Annotated in this window: 1 protein-coding gene; it reads right to left on the bottom strand. The window is 37.6% G+C overall.

The features are described from left to right. Positions 1-30 precede the first annotated feature (30 nt). Positions 31-19,437 (bottom strand): LamG-like jellyroll fold domain-containing protein, encoded by a 19,407-nt coding sequence (locus DSQ20_RS00385; protein WP_179365608.1) that lies wholly within the window; start codon positions 19,435-19,437, stop codon positions 31-33. Between the last annotated feature and the right edge of the window lie 282 nt (positions 19,438-19,719).

Here is a 19,719-nt window from a genome sequence, read left to right as displayed (position 1 = left end):
AATTAAAAATAATAGGATCAAATTAATAACTTAATTTGATTTTACAGTTATTGTTTCAGAGTGATATCTATATTTTATCTTAATTGATGTATCTTGTAATGCATGAACTTGCGGTACAAATTCATCATCAGTTTCCAATGTTATAGTCCATTGATCAGTAATTGGATCAATTGATGTAATTGAGAATCTCTCAAGTGCATTATCAGATCCACTATACTTTACTCTAAGTATTTGATCTCCATATGGAATACTTTGTAATCCACCACGATTCTGTTTGGTGTTTTCTTTAACAAGACATTCATCAGTTCCACCAATAATACATTGTCCTTGAGGATCTATTACTCTAAATCTAAGATTTTCATCTGAATCTGAGGCATAAATCAATGCAGGATCTGCCAAAACTTTGTCATCTTTTACCAATATTTCTAATGGCTTCATATCATATACGGACATTGTAATTGTCTTTGGATAGCTGTGAATTAGTGCTTGACTTGTGATAATTGTCTTATCATACAAATCAACTCTTCCTTGTAATTCATTACTTGAATAACCTTCAGATGATGGTACAGTCCAGTCAAATGAGACTTTAGTTTGTCCTGTTTCAATTAGTTGGGATTTCTTTGAGACTATCTTGCCGTCTACCACTAGAGAAACAATGCCAAATGCTGGAGAATTTTCATTTTTAATGTATATTTCTGGTTTTGCAACAGATCCTGTTGGTCTAATTGTTGGCGTATCCATCTCAACTACCACATCAGGAATGGTTGTTGGTTTAACACCAATGCTGTATTGTTTTGATTCATTTGTGTTTTGATCTTCATCTAATACATGTATCCAGTATTTCATTGCTGGTTCTGCTATGAATTGGGATGGAATTGTTGCACTAACAAGATATGTAGAGTTTGATACAGGTATAGACTTGATATTCATTTTAACTGCAACGTATTCATTATCAGATTGAGTCATTGGAATTATCCTAAGTTCAGCTCTCTGTAATGAAATCTTACTATCTATGATTGCAGTTACAGTCAAATCTTGGTTATCAAGATAGTAGAATTCTGATTCAGTATCTGCACGATATTGCTTTCCGTCATCAATTTGGAATTTGGTATCAAATATTCTAGGTGCAATAGAGGATGTCTCTTCAATCTCATCTTGTGGTACCTTTGCAATCACAATAGATCCTTCACATGATAGCAAACGTACTACTGTCTGAACAGTGTTTTTGAGTTCTCCTTTTTGTTCGGTGACTACTATCATCAAAAATGATTCATCTGAATCAATTGTGATTTCGTAGAGGTACTTGTCTACTTTTGTTATCTTGTTTGATTCTGCATATGGTTGATTATCAGATAATTTTGCATCAATGGATCCTGATTTTGCAGTTTGTACTCTCACAGATGGTGCAGTATCAGCATCGCTCGATACAAGTATTCTTGCAATGTGTTGACCGCATTTATCATAAGTTACCTCATTGATCGTCAATGAAGTACCAAGTATTCCACCAAATCCAGATGCAGCTCCACTTGTACCACTGCTTCTACCACCACCAGAGGAACCGCTGGATGTTCCGCCAGTACTGCCAGTATCACCAGAGGAACTAGATTTTGCTGATTTATGAGCATCACCAAATGATGTAAAATGAGTCGTCCAGACTATAATATCAGTTCCATTATCAATAGCACATTCTCCTGCTCCACCAAGTTGTGCCTTTACTGAAGCAAGATTATCAGAGTTGCAAACAGTATTGATAAATGTAACACTGCTGTCACCAGGTTTCTTAAAGTAAGTTACAAATCCCTGACCACCAGAATTTGAAAACTTCATTCTAACAGGTTCATCAAATGTAACACTATCAGAAGGCAATCCAATTTCAAATGAAGTGATATCATCAAATGTATCAGTACTGGTATCAGGTATTGTGATTGTAGTGATCGTTGGCAATGAGAACAAGCCATTCCATCCAGCAGGTCCTGTAATTGTAGTAGAGTTGGCAAGTGTTACTTGCACATCAGATCCAGATACACCATCATCTAGATCAATCTGAGCTGTCCAGCTGTTAGACACAAGAACGGTATTTCCTGTTTTAATTGCAGTGTAATTCATTTTTGTATTTTCAACATTTCTTTCTATAGAAACAGAGTGTAGCATAGCATCAGTAGATAATATGACTAGCTCAGAATTGCTGGTGTTAAGAGTAATAGTAGGCTGCTGTTGTTCAATTAGAATTTGATTAGGTTGTTTGTTTTTCAACGAAGTTCCACTGCTAGATAACTTTAATGATTCAGTGAATGAACGTGGAATTTTTTTGTTAATTTTATCTTGTAGTAACAGTGATTCAGATAAGGATACAGATATGGCTTGTTCGTCATCTACTGTATCTTGTAGTGATAGTGATTCTGCTAGTGAGACTGAAGCTGTCTTTGTAATGGTGTCATTGATGGTTAATGATTCTGCTAGGGAGACTGATACAGATCGGGTTGTGTTTACTGTGTCATCAAGGGATAGTGATTCTGCAAGGGATACTGAAGCTGTCTTTGTAATGGTGTCATTGATGGTTAATGATTCTGCTAGGGAGACAGAAGCTGTCTTTGTAATGGTGTCATTGATGGTTAATGATTCTGCTAGGGAGACAGAAGCTGTCTTTGTAATGGTGTCATTGATGGTTAATGATTCTGCTAGGGAGACTGATACAGATCGGGTTGTGTTTACTGTGTCATCAAGGGATAGTGATTCTGCAAGGGATACTGAAGCTGTCTTTGTAATGGTGTCATTGATGGTTAATGATTCTGCTAGTGAGACTGAAGCTGTCTTTGTAATGGTGTCTTGTAGTGATAGTGACTCGTTGAGGGATACTGATACAGATCGGGTTGTGTTTACTGTGTCATCAAGGGATAGTGATTCTGCTAGTGAGACTGAAGCTGTCTTTGTAATGGTGTCATTGATGGTTAATGATTCTGCTAGGGAGACAGAAGCTGTCTTTGTAATGGTGTCATTGATGGTTAATGATTCTGCTAGGGAGACTGAAGCTGTCTTTGTAATGGTGTCATTGATGGTTAATGATTCTGCTAGGGAGACTGATACAGATCGGGTTGTGTTTACTGTGTCATCAAGGGATAGTGATTCTGCAAGGGATACTGAAGCTGTCTTTGTAATGGTGTCATTGATGGTTAATGATTCTGCTAGTGAGACTGAAGCTGTCTTTGTAATGGTGTCATTGATGGTTAATGATTCTGCTAGTGAGACTGAAGCTGTCTTTGTAATGGTGTCATTGATGGTTAATGATTCTGCTAGGGAGACTGATACAGATCGGGTTGTGTTTACTGTGTCATCAAGGGATAGTGATTCTGCAAGGGATACTGAAGCTGTCTTTGTAATGGTGTCATTGATGGTTAATGATTCTGCTAGTGAGACTGAAGCTGTCTTTGTAATGGTGTCATTGATGGTTAATGATTCTGCTAGGGAGACTGATACAGATCGGGTTGTGTTTACTGTGTCATCAAGGGATAGTGATTCTGCAAGGGATACTGAAGCTGTCTTTGTAATGGTGTCATTGATGGTTAATGATTCTGCTAGTGAGACTGAAGCTGTCTTTGTAATGGTGTCATTGATGGTTAATGATTCTGCTAGGGAGACAGAAGCTGTCTTTGTAATGGTGTCATTGATGGTTAATGATTCTGCTAGGGAGACTGATACAGATCGGGTTGTGTTTACTGTGTCATCAAGGGATAGTGATTCTGCAAGGGATACTGAAGCTGTCTTTGTAATGGTGTCATTGATGGTTAATGATTCTGCTAGTGAGACTGAAGCTGTCTTTGTAATGGTGTCTTGTAGTGATAGTGACTCGTTGAGGGATACTGATACAGATCGGGTTGTGTTTACTGTGTCATCAAGGGATAGTGATTCTGCAAGGGATACTGAAGCTGTCTTTGTAATGGTGTCATTGATGGTTAATGATTCTGCTAGGGAGACAGAAGCTGTCTTTGTAATGGTGTCATTGATGGTTAATGATTCTGCTAGGGAGACAGAAGCTGTCTTTGTAATGGTGTCATTGATGGTTAATGATTCTGCTAGGGAGACTGATACAGATCGGGTTGTGTTTACTGTGTCATCAAGGGATAGTGATTCTGCAAGGGATACTGAAGCTGTCTTTGTAATGGTGTCATTGATGGTTAATGATTCTGCTAGTGAGACTGAAGCTGTCTTTGTAATGGTGTCTTGTAGTGATAGTGACTCGTTGAGGGATACTGATACAGATCGGGTTGTGTTTACTGTGTCATCAAGGGATAGTGATTCTGCAAGGGATACTGAAGCTGTCTTTGTAATGGTGTCATTGATGGTTAATGATTCTGCTAGGGAGACAGAAGCTGTCTTTGTAATGGTGTCATTGATGGTTAATGATTCTGCTAGGGAGACAGAAGCTGTCTTTGTAATGGTGTCATTGATGGTTAATGATTCTGCTAGGGAGACTGATACAGATCGGGTTGTGTTTACTGTGTCATCAAGGGATAGTGATTCTGCAAGGGAGACTGAAGCTGTCTTTGTAATGGTGTCATTGATGGTTAATGATTCTGCTAGGGAGACTGAAGCTGTCTTTGTAATGGTGTCTTGTAGTGATAGTGACTCGTTGAGGGATACTGATACAGATCGGGTTGTGTTTACTGTGTCATCAAGGGATAGTGATTCTGCAAGGGATACTGAAGCTGTCTTTGTAATGGTGTCATTGATGGTTAATGATTCTGCTAGTGAGACTGAAGCTGTCTTTGTAATGGTGTCATTGATGGTTAATGATTCTGCTAGTGAGACTGAAGCTGTCTTTGTAATGGTGTCATTGATGGTTAATGATTCTGCTAGGGAGACTGATACAGATCGGGTTGTGTTTACTGTGTCATCAAGGGATAGTGATTCTGCAAGGGATACTGAAGCTGTCTTTGTAATGGTGTCATTGATGGTTAATGATTCTGCTAGTGAGACTGAAGCTGTCTTTGTAATGGTGTCTTGTAGTGATAGTGACTCGTTGAGGGATACTGATACAGATCGGGTTGTGTTTACTGTGTCATCAAGGGATAGTGATTCTGCTAGGGAGACTGAAGCTGTCTTTGTAATGGTGTCATTGATGGTTAATGATTCTGCAAGGGAGACTGAAGCTGTCTTTGTAATGGTGTCATTGATGGTTAATGATTCTGCTAGGGAGACTGAAGCTGTCTTTGTAATGGTGTCTTGTAGTGATAGTGACTCGTTGAGGGATACTGATACAGATCGGGTTGTGTTTACTGTGTCATCAAGGGATAGTGATTCTGCAAGGGATACTGAAGCTGTCTTTGTAATGGTGTCATTGATGGTTAATGATTCTGCTAGGGAGACAGAAGCTGTCTTTGTAATGGTGTCATTGATGGTTAATGATTCTGCTAGGGAGACAGAAGCTGTCTTTGTAATGGTGTCATTGATGGTTAATGATTCTGCTAGGGAGACTGATACAGATCGGGTTGTGTTTACTGTGTCATCAAGGGATAGTGATTCTGCAAGGGAGACTGAAGCTGTCTTTGTAATGGTGTCATTGATGGTTAATGATTCTGCTAGTGAGACTGAAGCTGTCTTTGTAATGGTGTCTTGTAGTGATAGTGACTCGTTGAGGGATACTGATACAGATCGGGTTGTGTTTACTGTGTCATCAAGGGATAGTGATTCTGCTAGTGAGACTGAAGCTGTCTTTGTAATGGTGTCATTGATGGTTAATGATTCTGCTAGGGAGACTGAAGCTGTCTTTGTAATGGTGTCATTGATGGTTAATGATTCTGCTAGGGAGACTGAAGCTGTCTTTGTAATGGTGTCATTGATGGTTAATGATTCTGCTAGGGAGACTGATACAGATCGGGTTGTGTTTACTGTGTCATCAAGGGATAGTGATTCTGCAAGGGAGACTGAAGCTGTCTTTGTAATGGTGTCATTGATGGTTAATGATTCTGCTAGTGAGACTGAAGCTGTCTTTGTAATGGTGTCTTGTAGTGATAGTGACTCGTTGAGGGATACTGATACAGATCGGGTTGTGTTTACTGTGTCATCAAGGGATAGTGATTCTGCTAGTGAGACAGAAGCTGTCTTTGTAATGGTGTCATTGATGGTTAATGATTCTGCTAGGGAGACTGAAGCTGTCTTTGTAATGGTGTCATTGATGGTTAATGATTCTGCTAGTGAGACTGAAGCTGTCTTTGTAATGGTGTCATTGATGGTTAATGATTCTGCTAGGGAGACTGAAGCTGTCTTTGTAATGGTGTCATTGATGGTTAATGATTCTGCTAGGGAGACTGATACAGATCGGGTTGTGTTTACTGTGTCATCAAGGGATAGTGATTCTGCTAGGGAGACTGAAGCTGTCTTTGTAATGGTGTCATTGATGGTTAATGATTCTGCAAGGGAGACTGAAGCTGTCTTTGTAATGGTGTCTTGTAGTGATAGTGACTCGTTGAGGGATACTGATACAGATCGGGTTGTGTTTACTGTGTCATCAAGGGATAGTGATTCTGCAAGGGAGACTGAAGCTGTCTTTGTAATGGTGTCATTGATGGTTAATGATTCTGCTAGTGAGACTGAAGCTGTCTTTGTAATGGTGTCATTGATGGTTAATGATTCTGCTAGGGAGACTGATACAGATCGGGTTGTGTTTACTGTGTCATCAAGGGATAGTGATTCTGCAAGGGAGACTGAAGCTGTCTTTGTAATGGTGTCATTGATGGTTAATGATTCTGCTAGGGAGACTGAAGCTGTCTTTGTAATGGTGTCATTGATGGTTAATGATTCTGCTAGTGAGACTGAAGCTGTCTTTGTAATGGTGTCATTGATGGTTAATGATTCTGCTAGGGAGACTGAAGCTGTCTTTGTAATGGTGTCATTGATGGTTAATGATTCTGCTAGGGAGACTGATACAGATCGGGTTGTGTTTACTGTGTCATCAAGGGATAGTGATTCTGCAAGGGATACTGAAGCTGTCTTTGTAATGGTGTCATTGATGGTTAATGATTCTGCTAGGGAGACAGAAGCTGTCTTTGTAATGGTGTCTTGTAGTGATAGTGACTCGTTGAGGGATACTGATACAGATCGGGTTGTGTTTACTGTGTCATCAAGGGATAGTGATTCTGCTAGTGAGACAGAAGCTGTCTTTGTAATGGTGTCATTGATGGTTAATGATTCTGCTAGGGAGACAGAAGCTGTCTTTGTAATGGTGTCATTGATGGTTAATGATTCTGCTAGGGAGACTGATACAGATCGGGTTGTGTTTACTGTGTCATCAAGGGATAGTGATTCTGCAAGGGAGACTGAAGCTGTCTTTGTAATGGTGTCATTGATGGTTAATGATTCTGCTAGGGAGACTGAAGCTGTCTTTGTAATGGTGTCTTGTAGTGATAGTGACTCGTTGAGGGATACTGATACAGATCGGGTTGTGTTTACTGTGTCATCAAGGGATAGTGATTCTGCTAGTGAGACAGAAGCTGTCTTTGTAATGGTGTCATTGATGGTTAATGATTCTGCTAGGGAGACTGAAGCTGTCTTTGTAATGGTGTCATTGATGGTTAATGATTCTGCTAGGGAGACTGAAGCTGTCTTTGTAATGGTGTCATTGATGGTTAATGATTCTGCTAGGGAGACAGAAGCTGTCTTTGTAATGGTGTCATTGATGGTTAATGATTCTGCTAGGGAGACTGATACAGATCGGGTTGTGTTTACTGTGTCATCAAGGGATAGTGATTCTGCAAGGGAGACTGAAGCTGTCTTTGTAATGGTGTCATTGATGGTTAATGATTCTGCTAGTGAGACTGAAGCTGTCTTTGTAATGGTGTCTTGTAGTGATAGTGACTCGTTGAGGGATACTGATACAGATCGGGTTGTGTTTACTGTGTCATCAAGGGATAGTGATTCTGCTAGGGAGACTGAAGCTGTCTTTGTAATGGTGTCATTGATGGTTAATGATTCTGCAAGGGAGACTGAAGCTGTCTTTGTAATGGTGTCTTGTAGTGATAGTGACTCGTTGAGGGATACTGATACAGATCGGGTTGTGTTTACTGTGTCATCAAGGGATAGTGATTCTGCTAGTGAGACTGAAGCTGTCTTTGTAATGGTGTCATTGATGGTTAATGATTCTGCTAGGGAGACTGATACAGATCGGGTTGTGTTTACTGTGTCATCAAGGGATAGTGATTCTGCAAGGGAGACTGAAGCTGTCTTTGTAATGGTGTCATTGATGGTTAATGATTCTGCAAGGGAGACTGAAGCTGTCTTTGTAATGGTGTCATTGATGGTTAATGATTCTGCAAGTGAGACTGAAGCTGTCTTTGTAATGGTGTCATTGATGGTTAATGATTCTGCAAGTGAGACTGAAGCTGTCTTTGTAATGGTGTCATTGATGGTTAATGATTCTGCAAGGGAGACTGAAGCTGTCTTTGTAATGGTGTCATTGATGGTTAATGATTCTGCTAGTGAGACTGAAGCTGTCTTTGTAATGGTGTCTTGTAGTGATAGTGATTCTGCAAGGGAGACTGAAGCTGTCTTTGTAATGGTGTCATTGATGGTTAATGATTCTGTGAGAAATAGAGCAACAAATCTAGCATAATCAACTAGTCCATCATCAATGGATAGATTCTCTGTTAGTGTGACTGGAGTGTTTTTGTTTATCTTATCAGCAAGATTAAGATTTTCCAATAGTTCTACCTGAATTTTGTTGTTGATAATCAAATCAACCATAAATCTTTGATTTGCATGACCATCTTTGCCCCAAATTATTTCAAATGTGTCACCGCCTACATTAGATGATTTCATTGATACTTTGATACCAAATGAGCTACCTGATGGAATTGTACCACTTAGATCAGATAGATCAACGTTACCTACAAGATTTTGGATTCCATTAAATGAAACTGTGTCAATCTCAGATATTTCTACACCTGTTGTTGGGGTTACTTCTACTAGTGTAAAGTTGAGATTTCCAGTAAATCCTGTAAATGTTGCATTGATATCATTTCCAAGAGATTTACCAGTCACTAGTATGTCATTTGTAAATCCAGTGTTTTGCAAATAGAATGTAACTAGTGGGTATGCATTTGAATCAGTTGGAGATAGTACTGTCTTGGCTGTATTATCACATGTTGTCTGTTCAGTGTTAAACTCAAATGTTTGATGTCCAGTAAACTCCCAGGTTCCACAGATAAAGTTCTCACCAAATAATGTGCCAGATGTCATTGGGAAGAACTGTGTATTATCAGAGAGAGATAGTGACTCTGCTAGAGATACTGTAGCTGTCTTGGTTACTGTGTCATCAATAGACAGATTTTCTGTGAGTGATACTGTAGCATCTTGGATAGTGTTTACTGTATCATCAAGTGATAGTGATTCTGCTAGAGATACTGTAGTTTTTCTATTAATGTTGTCTTGTAGTGAAAGGTTTTCTGTGAGTGATGAGAAAAATAGTATAGGCACTCTAAAATGAATTCTCATCTGTACATAGTCTACTGCGACATCATCATTACCAGAACAACCTGTACATGCAAATGTAAGTCGAGCACCAAAGTCAGAATCAGTGACAGTTGATACTGTTAACCCATCAAAACCATGAAGCGACGTTGGACCACCAAAGACATAAGCAGTTGGTGATGTACCAACAAAAGTTACATGAGTGGTAGAATTTCCACTGGAATGTAAGTTTCCAAGATTATTGTACATTGTTACATCTATAATGCTACCTTCGGGAGCACCTTCATTCAAGAATCCTTCAATTTTAAATTCAATTCCTTCAATGAAAGCATCAGATGGAATTTGTAAACCACCACCAGTACCAGTTGTAAATCCAAAATTCTTTAGTACAAGTATTTCATTATTTGTACAATCAGCATTTGATCCATCATCAGCTGTTACACTAGTAGGATTTCCGCATGTACTACCAGTAGTTGATGAAGGAAATGCATATGCAGTAATATATTGAGAAGCAAAACCTGCATCTACTGTTCCATCATCAAATGATAAAGATTCACTTAAAGAGATCACACTAGGCAAAGCATTTACGGAATCAACAAGAGATAGAGATTCACTTAAAGAGATTCCTGCAAATACATTAGTAAATGCTGTTCCGTCATCAAGTGCTAATGGTTCTTTTAGTGTAACTTTGTATGCTGCTTTGTCTGTTCTAAAGTCCATGTTTTGTGCGACAAATGATGTTCTGTTACTAATTGTTAATGCAACATCATTAGCAGTGTCACTGGTCTTTGTAATTCTGAGCTTTAAAGTATCACCTGACTTGAGATCAACATAACAGCTGGATTCTGCAGCGCTTTCTAGGACGTCATTTCCACCTTGAGCACCTCTTGCATATCCGCCTCCAATACAGACTGTTTTTGGAATATCATTGACTAGAATTTCGGATGTAAATTCAAATCTATTATCAACTGCTGCCCTTTCTACAAACGTGGTATATGCAACGTGATAAAGACCATCAGTGTTGATAGTGATGGTATCACTTACTGGCGTAAATGCAAAGTCGCTATCTACTAGATCAGCAGTATCCCAGAATTGATTGACATTGGAAAATTCAGCACCAACATCAAGATCATCTCCGCCTTCTGCGTCATGTATAATTAATGCTTGAACATCACTAGTGCCCAAAAATTCTATGTCAAAGTGCATAGCACCACCATTAATAGTTCTGTCAGATGTTGGATTTTGATCAGTATCGATTAAGACAAGTTTGACTGTATCTTGTGCATTTAGATTTAAGATAGTTGATGCTGCAACTGCTGCAAAATTACCACCTGTGTTGGTTCTAAGATATGCAGAACTCCATCCGCTAGTAGCGTTTGTAAATGAACCACCTTCTGGCTGTATTTGGATTGCACCGCCAGTGCCTGTTCTTTGATTAGTACTGGTGGTATGCTCTACACTGTATGAAACTCTGTACAGTCCATCAAAGAGAACTTTGACATCTGATGAGCCAGACTGGTGTTCAAATGGCGTATCTTTTCTGTCCTCAGTGTCCCATGTAAGGTCAAGTGTTCCACCGTCAGTAGAAAGCGTATCTCCACCTGTTGCTTCGTGTAAGATTATTACGTTTGGATTTGTTATTTGCTGTATTTGGAACCAGCTTGATGCTGCATTTAGTTGTGGATTCGTGCCAGCTTCTGTTGATGTTCTTCTTGCAGCAATACTTACAGTATCACCTTGAGAAAGATCCAGTAGACATTCTGCTTTTACTGTTGAATCAAAGGAGCTTGATGCACCTCGATTAAAGCCAGAATCATAACATGAACCTGAATTACTATCATTAATGTTTACGTGTGAAATTGCAGTGTATCTGTCTGTACCTGTCGTAGTTATTGAAAGACCATAAGATACTCTGTAAACACCGTCAGCTGGAACGATGATATCTTTAGTTCCAACTGTATGTTCAAATCCGTTGGTCCTGTTTTGTATGTTCCATAAAATATCAACATCAGAAGTGCTGTCAATGTCCACACCTACCTCAGCTGTATCTGCACCGCTAAGGAAAACAAGCTTTGTAGCATACTTATCATAACTAATTGTTCCATCATCAATTGATAATGATTCTTCTAGGAATGCTTTACTAACTAAATTCTTTGCAAAAATATCATCGCTAAGTGAAAGTGGTTCATCCAAAAATACAACAAATTCACCAGCAGCTCCGATAACCGATATACTAATCATATCGTTAAATGACAGTGATTCTGCTAGTAATGCAAATGTGACTCTACTTGCAGCTACTGTTACATCGTTAATTGGCAAAGTCTCTTTTAGTGTAACTTTGTATGCTGCTTTGTCTGTTCTAAAGTCCATATTTTGTGCAACAAATGATGTTCTGTTGCTAATTGTTAATGCAACATTGTTATTTGTATCAGTGGTCTTTGTAATTCTGAGCTTTAAAGTATCACCTGACTTGAGATCAACATAACAGCTGGATTCTGCAGCGCTTTCTAGGACGTCATCTCCACCTTGAGCACCTCTTGCAAAGCCAGAACCAATACAGACTGTTTTTGGAATATCATTGACTAGAATTTCGGATGTAAATTCAAATCTATTGGCAACTGCTGCCCTTTCTACAAATGTGGTATATGCAACGTGATAAAGACCATCAGTGTTGATAGTGATGGTATCACTTACTGGCGTAAATGCAAAGTCGCTATCTACTAGATCAGCAGTATCCCAGAATTGATTGACATTGGAAAATTCAGCACCAACATCAAGATCATCTCCGCCTTCTGCGTCATGTACAATTAATGCTTTAACATCACTAGTGCCCAAAAATTCTATGTCAAAGTGCATAGCACCGCCATCAGCAGTTCTAGTAGATCCAATAGATTGATCAGTGTCAATTAAGACAAGTTTGATGGTATCTTGTGAATTTAGATTCAAGATAGTGGATGCTGCAAGTGCTGCTTCATTTATTCCGCCATTCATTCGAAGATATGCAGAACTCCATCCGCTAGTAGCGTTTGTAAATGAACCACCTTCTGGCTGTATTTGGATTGCACCGCCAGTGCCTGTTCTAATACTACCAGAAGCGCTATGCTTTACACTGTATGAAACTCTGTACAGTCCATCAAAGAGAACTTTGACATCTGATGAGCCAGACTGGTGTTCAAATGGCGTATCTTTTCTGTCCTCAGTGTCCCATGTAAGGTCAAGTGTTCCACCGTCAGTAGAAAGCGTATCTCCACCTGTTGCTTCGTGTAAGATTATTACGTTTGGATTTGTTATTTGCTGTATTTGGAACCAGCTTGATGCTGCATTTAGTTGTGGATTCATACCAGTTACTGTAGATTCTCTTCTTGCAGCAATGCTTACAGTATCACCCTCAGAAAGATCCAGTAGACATTCTGCTTTGAGTACTACATCAAATGAGCTATCTACACCTCTAGCATATCCAGAATCATAACATGAACCCGAATTACTATCATTAACGTTTACGTGTGAAATTGGTTCATATCTGTTGGTACCTGTCGTAGTTATTGAAAGACCATAAGATACTCTGTAAACACCGTCAGCTGGAACGATGATATCTTTAGTTCCAACTGTATGTTCAAATGAACCAGTTTTATTTTGTGTGCTCCAAATGATTTCTACATCAGAAGTGTTGTCAACATCTCCACTTGCTCCACTGAGGAAGATTAGATTTGTTTTGGATTTGTCAGAAAAAATTGTTCCATCATTAAGTGATAGAGATTCATTTAGAGAGACGTTCTTGCTGTTAGAAACAGTGATGTTGTCTTGTAATGATAATGATTCTGTTTGTGAATTGGTATTTATAAATAGTCTAAACGCAAAGTCAAATACCTGCGTTGTTTGAGAAACAAGATTGTTTTCTAGTGCACCACCACTTGAGATATTTGTCCATGAAGAACCATCATAAGTATCTGCCCAGAGGTCATTTGATTCATCTTCCTGCAAAACAAGTACTTTGTTAACAGATGGATAATCATACAACATAATAATTTCATAGGAAACAGCATTTCTAGTTCTAGATTGATCAGATTGTGCAGTCCAAGTACCTGCACTGTTCATAGTTTGCCAGTTGATGTCATCTACACCTGGATCTGGATAAACAAAAAGCCCTTGCACTGTAGGACTTACATATGAAACTCCTGCCATGTATTTACTTGCAGCCCATTCTTCAGCAGTTGTATCAGCAGTAAATCCATCTGTTCCAACAGAGCCTGACCATGAGCCACCTTCAACGTCGTTGCTGTTATTGTTTGTAAGTACTTCAGTTCCACCCCTTGCAATTCTATCTTGCCCTGCAACTGGTGATGCTAGATCTTGAAATTGTGTTGCTTCAGATTGAGTAATAGTATCAGTAGTTTGCCATGTGGTATTAGATGGTGTATATTCTTTGTAGCTTGTTGTAGTACTACCACCCCATGTTACAATGAAAGCCCCGCCAGATCCTACTTCTGCACTTCCTTCCCATGATACATCAAACTTTCTTATATCTCCGGTTCCTGCGCTTGTAGTTAATGCAACTACTGGAGCATTACCCCATGCAGAACCACTCCAAATTTTTGCATCAATATCATCAGCACTATCACTCCATGCAAGACCAATCTTATCACTATCTATATCAGACTCCATCTCAACCCATTCAATTGCTCCAGCTGTGTTTGTAGTTGTTATAGCTGAATCATTAATCCAATGTGTTCCGTTAAATTCTATAGATCGTAATTCATCAGATGTGGCTGTACCATATACCAAAACTGCTTGGCCAGAAATTGCTTCATATGCTATGTCAAAGTTTTGCATAGGATTTGTTGTTGATCCAGCTGTTGTAGTAATGGATGTTGGAGTGCCACAAGATATTCCAGTATTGTTTCCTGTACATACTTGAGCATCTATATCATCATCTGCATCTCTAGTAACTATAATCCATTGATCTCTTGTAGGACTTGCAGCAACACGTATCCATTCTATTGCTACTGAACCAACAGAACTTGCACTTGCCTCAGTACCAAATACGTTAGTATTTCCATCAAATGTTCTATACTTTGGAGTTCCTGCTGTTCCATCAGCATAAACAAGTAAGCCACCTACATTTTGTGGGATATATGGATCTGCAGCTACAAACCATGGTCTTGCTTCAACAAACTCACCTGAATTAATCTCAAGTGGTCCAAGTGAGTAAAGTTGTGGAAATACTAACGGAATGGAATAGGAATATTCCACATATGTCTTGTTTTCTATCAGATTTCTTGTCCATGTCAGGATCTTTGTATCTCCTATTGTTTGTATATCAGCATCAGTAATAACATCAAATACTGTAGGTATTTTCTCTTTGAGTTCTAATGTATCAGCATCAGTAAATGATTCAATATCGATTCTGACATCAAATGAGTTAGGATTGATTGTTGGATCTATCTTGCTTTGCGCTGTTCGAATAATATCAAATTCATAGTATTCTTGAGCTACAAATGTTGTACTAAAGTTAGTATTGATTCCAGATGTAGTTGCATGAATATCTACTTTGTATGTGCCATTTACAGATGTAATATACTGAGCATCATAAAGACCACATTCTGCATTTGGTACTATACCATTACTATCCAAGTAATCAATTATTCCAGATGGTGATGTTACATTCATTGAGAGATTTGCGTTACAAACAGGATGACCTTCAGAATCCAATACAACAATTACAAAGTCTGCAGTATCACCAGGTTTGTAGATGCTCTTTTTGGTGTTAAGTGAAACCAGACCCCATGCAAATTCGTTTTCTGTCTCATGTCTCTGACCATCTACAGTGAAGATAGTTTTGATCTTGTATATTCCTGGTTTGTTGTTGCTATCAATTGAGAGCTTGAGGTTGAATTTTCCTTCCATTACTTTCTCGTATTTTGTTACAGTATTGACTAGGTTACCTTGAGGATCGTAAATTTCCGTAACAATTGTATTTCTAGAGTCCTTCCATTCACCTGTCTGAATAGGTTCAATTCCGGCAGTTTCTTCTATTGTATCTATGATTTCATCTAATCTTTGAGCACTGTCATCTAGATTGTTCTTTTCAAGATTCTTTACTACTGATTTGATTTGTTTTGTTACAATCTTTAATTGTTCTTTAATTTCTTTGAGTTGTTCTTTATTAAGATCATCGTTGTCAGATAGTTCTTTTACTTTATTTTTTAATTCTTTAACTTGTATTTTTACTTCATTAATATCTAATTTAGTAATATCATCATCGCCTAATTTTGCAGCTTCAGCTGTTTGTATTGAAAACAGATTTTCAATGTGTGAAATAATGTCAGTTATTGTTGAGTTATTATTGGTTTCAGGGGTTGTTACATCAATTTCATTTTCAATGTCTTTAAGACTTTGCTCAAGTTCATTTGAAATTAGATCTGTAGCGTTTTCTATTTTTTGTTTTTCATCTACAAGCATTACATCAGAATTATAGAACTCAAATTCAAATTCAACTTCTTCTGTAATCAGATAGCTTTCCTTGACAGATGTTAGTTTTGGAATAATTTCCAAATTTATTTCAGTTTTATTGTCTTGATTTACAATTATAGCATTAATTGGTAAAATTTCTGAAAGTTCAATTATATTATCACCATTTAGTGTTGTTGAGATTATATCGGTAAGTGATAATAAATCAGAAATTTCAACTGTTGAATTGTTATTAATAATTGAATTTGCTGGAATTATTATAGCAATGACAACATCTGAAAACGTCATGATTTCAATTGTTGAATTGTTTGAATCGCCTGCTGGACCATTTACTTTGTATGTTACATAATCTGCAAATGAAATAGATTGAACATCTAATGGAACAGTAGAATCAATATCAAGTGGAAGGATATAGATTGATTCAGTTGAATTGTTTAAGAATACTGCAACTTCATCTGTAAATGACAATAAATCAGACTTGAATGGGATTTCATTATTAGTTGAAGGTGTAAGATATCCTGTGTAAATATCGTTAATTTGTACCTGAGATAAGGCCTTTTTGTAGATTAAGACATCGTCAATAACACCTGAGAAATGATTTGACAAAGTGATTCTGCTTCTAAGTGTATTAAGATATGCACCAATTATCAAGTCAGATTCATTTACTGCAATTTCAGCTGGGATTGGAATGACATCACCTTCAGAGATTGAAAATGAATCCTCAAGTGTTGATTGTGCATCTAGATTACCATTTACATAAAGTGAAATGTTTGTTGCATTAATCACTGCAACAAGATTAGTCCAATCAGTAATTTGTGTTGTTCCAGTAATCTTTGTCCATTCAACACCATCAAATACTGCAAATGTTGCAACTTTTTGTGGTAAATAAACATTGTTTATTCCAAGAACAAATGAACTTTCCTTTGATACAACTGCAAATTCTGCAGAACCAGATGAATAATCTGGATTAATCCATGTAGAGATTGTTAGTCTGTTAAGATCTTGGTTTAGTTTTTCTTCTACTATTGGAATATAACTTTCTGTAGTATTGAATGTAAACATTGAAGTTGCATTAGTATTGTCTACACTTGTTGCATTGATATCGATGTTTGTTGCATTAATGTTAATATTTGTTGTATCAATGTTAATGTTCGTAGAGTTTGTAATTATTTTTGGTGCAAGTACATCAATTGCAGTTACATCTTCCTCAATTATTTCTACTATTGTATTATTATGTAATGATTGTATCATTGGCAATGTCTGCAAATAAATTTCTGCAATTTGTGCTGCACTAAGATATACACCAAAGATGTTGATTTCTTTTATCTGTCCATGGAATTGTTTTGTTACTTCATCTACTGATCTGTGATTCTCAAGTGATGCACCAACAATTACATCAGAAGTAGAGTTTGCAGTCTCAATTGTTTTTATTTCTAGTTGGCCTTTTAGATTCATTGAGATGGTTTGTACAGTTGAAACATTAGACAGCGTACCGTTTGTGTAAATTGAAAGGGTTGTTCCATTAAAGGTGGCAGCAATATGAGACCAGTCATCGCCAATTTGGGAGGTAGATTCTACTGAGTGCCATTTTATACCATCAAATACTGCAAATTTGGCTATATGTGTAGGTGCCAAATTGTTGTTAATGGTCAAGGCAAATGACTTTTCTTTGGAAATTACCGTAAATTCGGCAGATCCGCCTACATAGTCAGGGTTTACCCAGGCAGTAATAGAGAGGTTTTGGATGTTATTTGTAGAATTTCCGCTATTTGAGAGGTAGCCTTCCCCATCTAAAATGAGGCTAGAAGAGGCTTCCTGAATGTGGACATCACCTATGAATCTGGAGCCATTTATGACTTTGTCAAATTTCCAGGATTCAGTGGCGTTAGGAATAACTACTGGAACTGTGCTGTTGAGTATGCCTGTGCTGTTGAGTATGCCTGTGCTGTTGAGTATGCCTGTGCTGTTGAGTATGCCTGTGCTGTTGAGTATGCCTGTGCTGTTGAGTATGCCTGTGCTGTTGAGTATGCCTGTGCTGTTGAGTATGCCTGTGCTGTTGAGTATGCCTGTGCTGTTGAGTATGCCTGTGCTGTTGAGTATGCCTGTGCTGTTGAGTATGCCTGTGCTGTTGAGTATGCCTGTGCTGTTGAGTATGCCTGTGCTGTTGAGTATGCCTGTGCTGTTGAGTATGCCTGTGCTGTTGAGTATGCCTGTGCTGTTGAGTATGCCTGTGCTGTTGAGTATGCCTGTGCTGTTGAGTATGCCTGTGCTGTTGAGTATGCCTGTGCTGTTTGTGATTAAACTATTGTTTGATGTAGAATTAGTATCAGAAGTTGTAGCCTCAGCAACATTATCTTCAGCTGGTGTAGAAGAAGATGAAGTGTCTGCTGAGGCAGTTGTATTAGCGTAATTTGTAACGTTAGATGAGGTTGTAGCCTCAGCAACATTATCTTCAGCTGGTGTAGAAGAAGATGAAGTGTCTGCTGAGGCAGTTGTATTATCAGAAATTGTGTTATCAGAAGTTGTAGCCTCAGCAACATTATCTTCAGCTGGTGTAGAAGAAGATGAAGTGTCTGCTGAGGCAGTTGTATTATCAGAAATTGTGTTATCAGAAGTTGTAGCCTCAGCAACATTATCTTCAGCTGGTGTAGAAGAAGATGAAGTGTCTGCTGAGGCAGTTGTATTATCATCAATCTCTGCATAAGCCATTGGCCAATAAGATGATGAAATTGTATACGGAGTAATTACAAGTGTTGATAAGATAAGTAATGCAAAAACAAAAGATAGTGGTTGACGAAGTTTTCTAATTTTAAATTCAAAATCTTCAAAATATAAAAATAAAAATATAACAAAAGGAACAAAAAGAATTAAAACAAATTGAGATTCAGTTTCAGAAAATGTTAAGTTAAAAAGATTTTCAAAGTTAAAAGAAAAATTATTTTCATATTCAACAGATAGAGGGTTATTTAATGTAGAAAATTTATCAAGTAAGTTATTTTGATCATGTAATTCTAAAAATGACTCAAAATTAAATATATTAAAAAGATTTTCTAAATTAAATAAGTGCAATTGTATGTCAAATGGTTGTGAATTAAAGTCATCATCTAAAAATAATTCCAACATTGAATTCTTTTTTCTATCCTTTAGTTTGTCAATTTGAGAAATTCTATCAATGCTTGTTTGTGGTTGTACTACAAATGGTTTCAAATAAATTTGATTTTCTACTAAAGATGATTTAATATCCAAGCTTTCAGAAAAAAATACAAATTTTGTAAAAGAATCTTGTCCATCAACAACATTTACAGATTCAATTGGTTTATCATCAGCTGGTTTGTTAGATTCAAGACCAATGTTCTCATCCAAAGAAACTGAAATAATTTTAGATTGTGTTGATGAAGATTCTAAATTCTGTGGAACTGTGATGTCAATATGATGATCGGCAAATCCAAATGGAATGCTTGAAGTGATCAAAAATGCAATTATGAAGAGAGATAAAATTGACTTCAATTAAAAAATCCCCCAACACAAAAAGTTGCAAAAATATCTTGGTGTAGAAATTGATTTGCAAAAATTTGGTGTAGACTGTTGTCTAGGGGATTGAAAAAATCAATAGTACTATCTATAGGATAGTCTAATGTATCCACCTCATCTTCTTCTACACCAAACAAAATTACTTTAGGAAAAACAATAAAGAGGCTGGAAGTGTGATACTAGAAACGATTCCAGTATGGAAATTGGGTTAATTTCTAGTTCCTTTTTGGATCATGTATTTTATCCAAGTTTTATCAG

Source organism: Nitrosarchaeum sp. AC2, assembly GCF_013407385.1.
Classification (GTDB): Archaea; Thermoproteota; Nitrososphaeria; order Nitrososphaerales; family Nitrosopumilaceae; genus Nitrosarchaeum; species Nitrosarchaeum koreense.
Note: the sequence above shows the minus strand (reverse complement) of the source record. Positions and strands in the feature narration are given on the sequence as shown.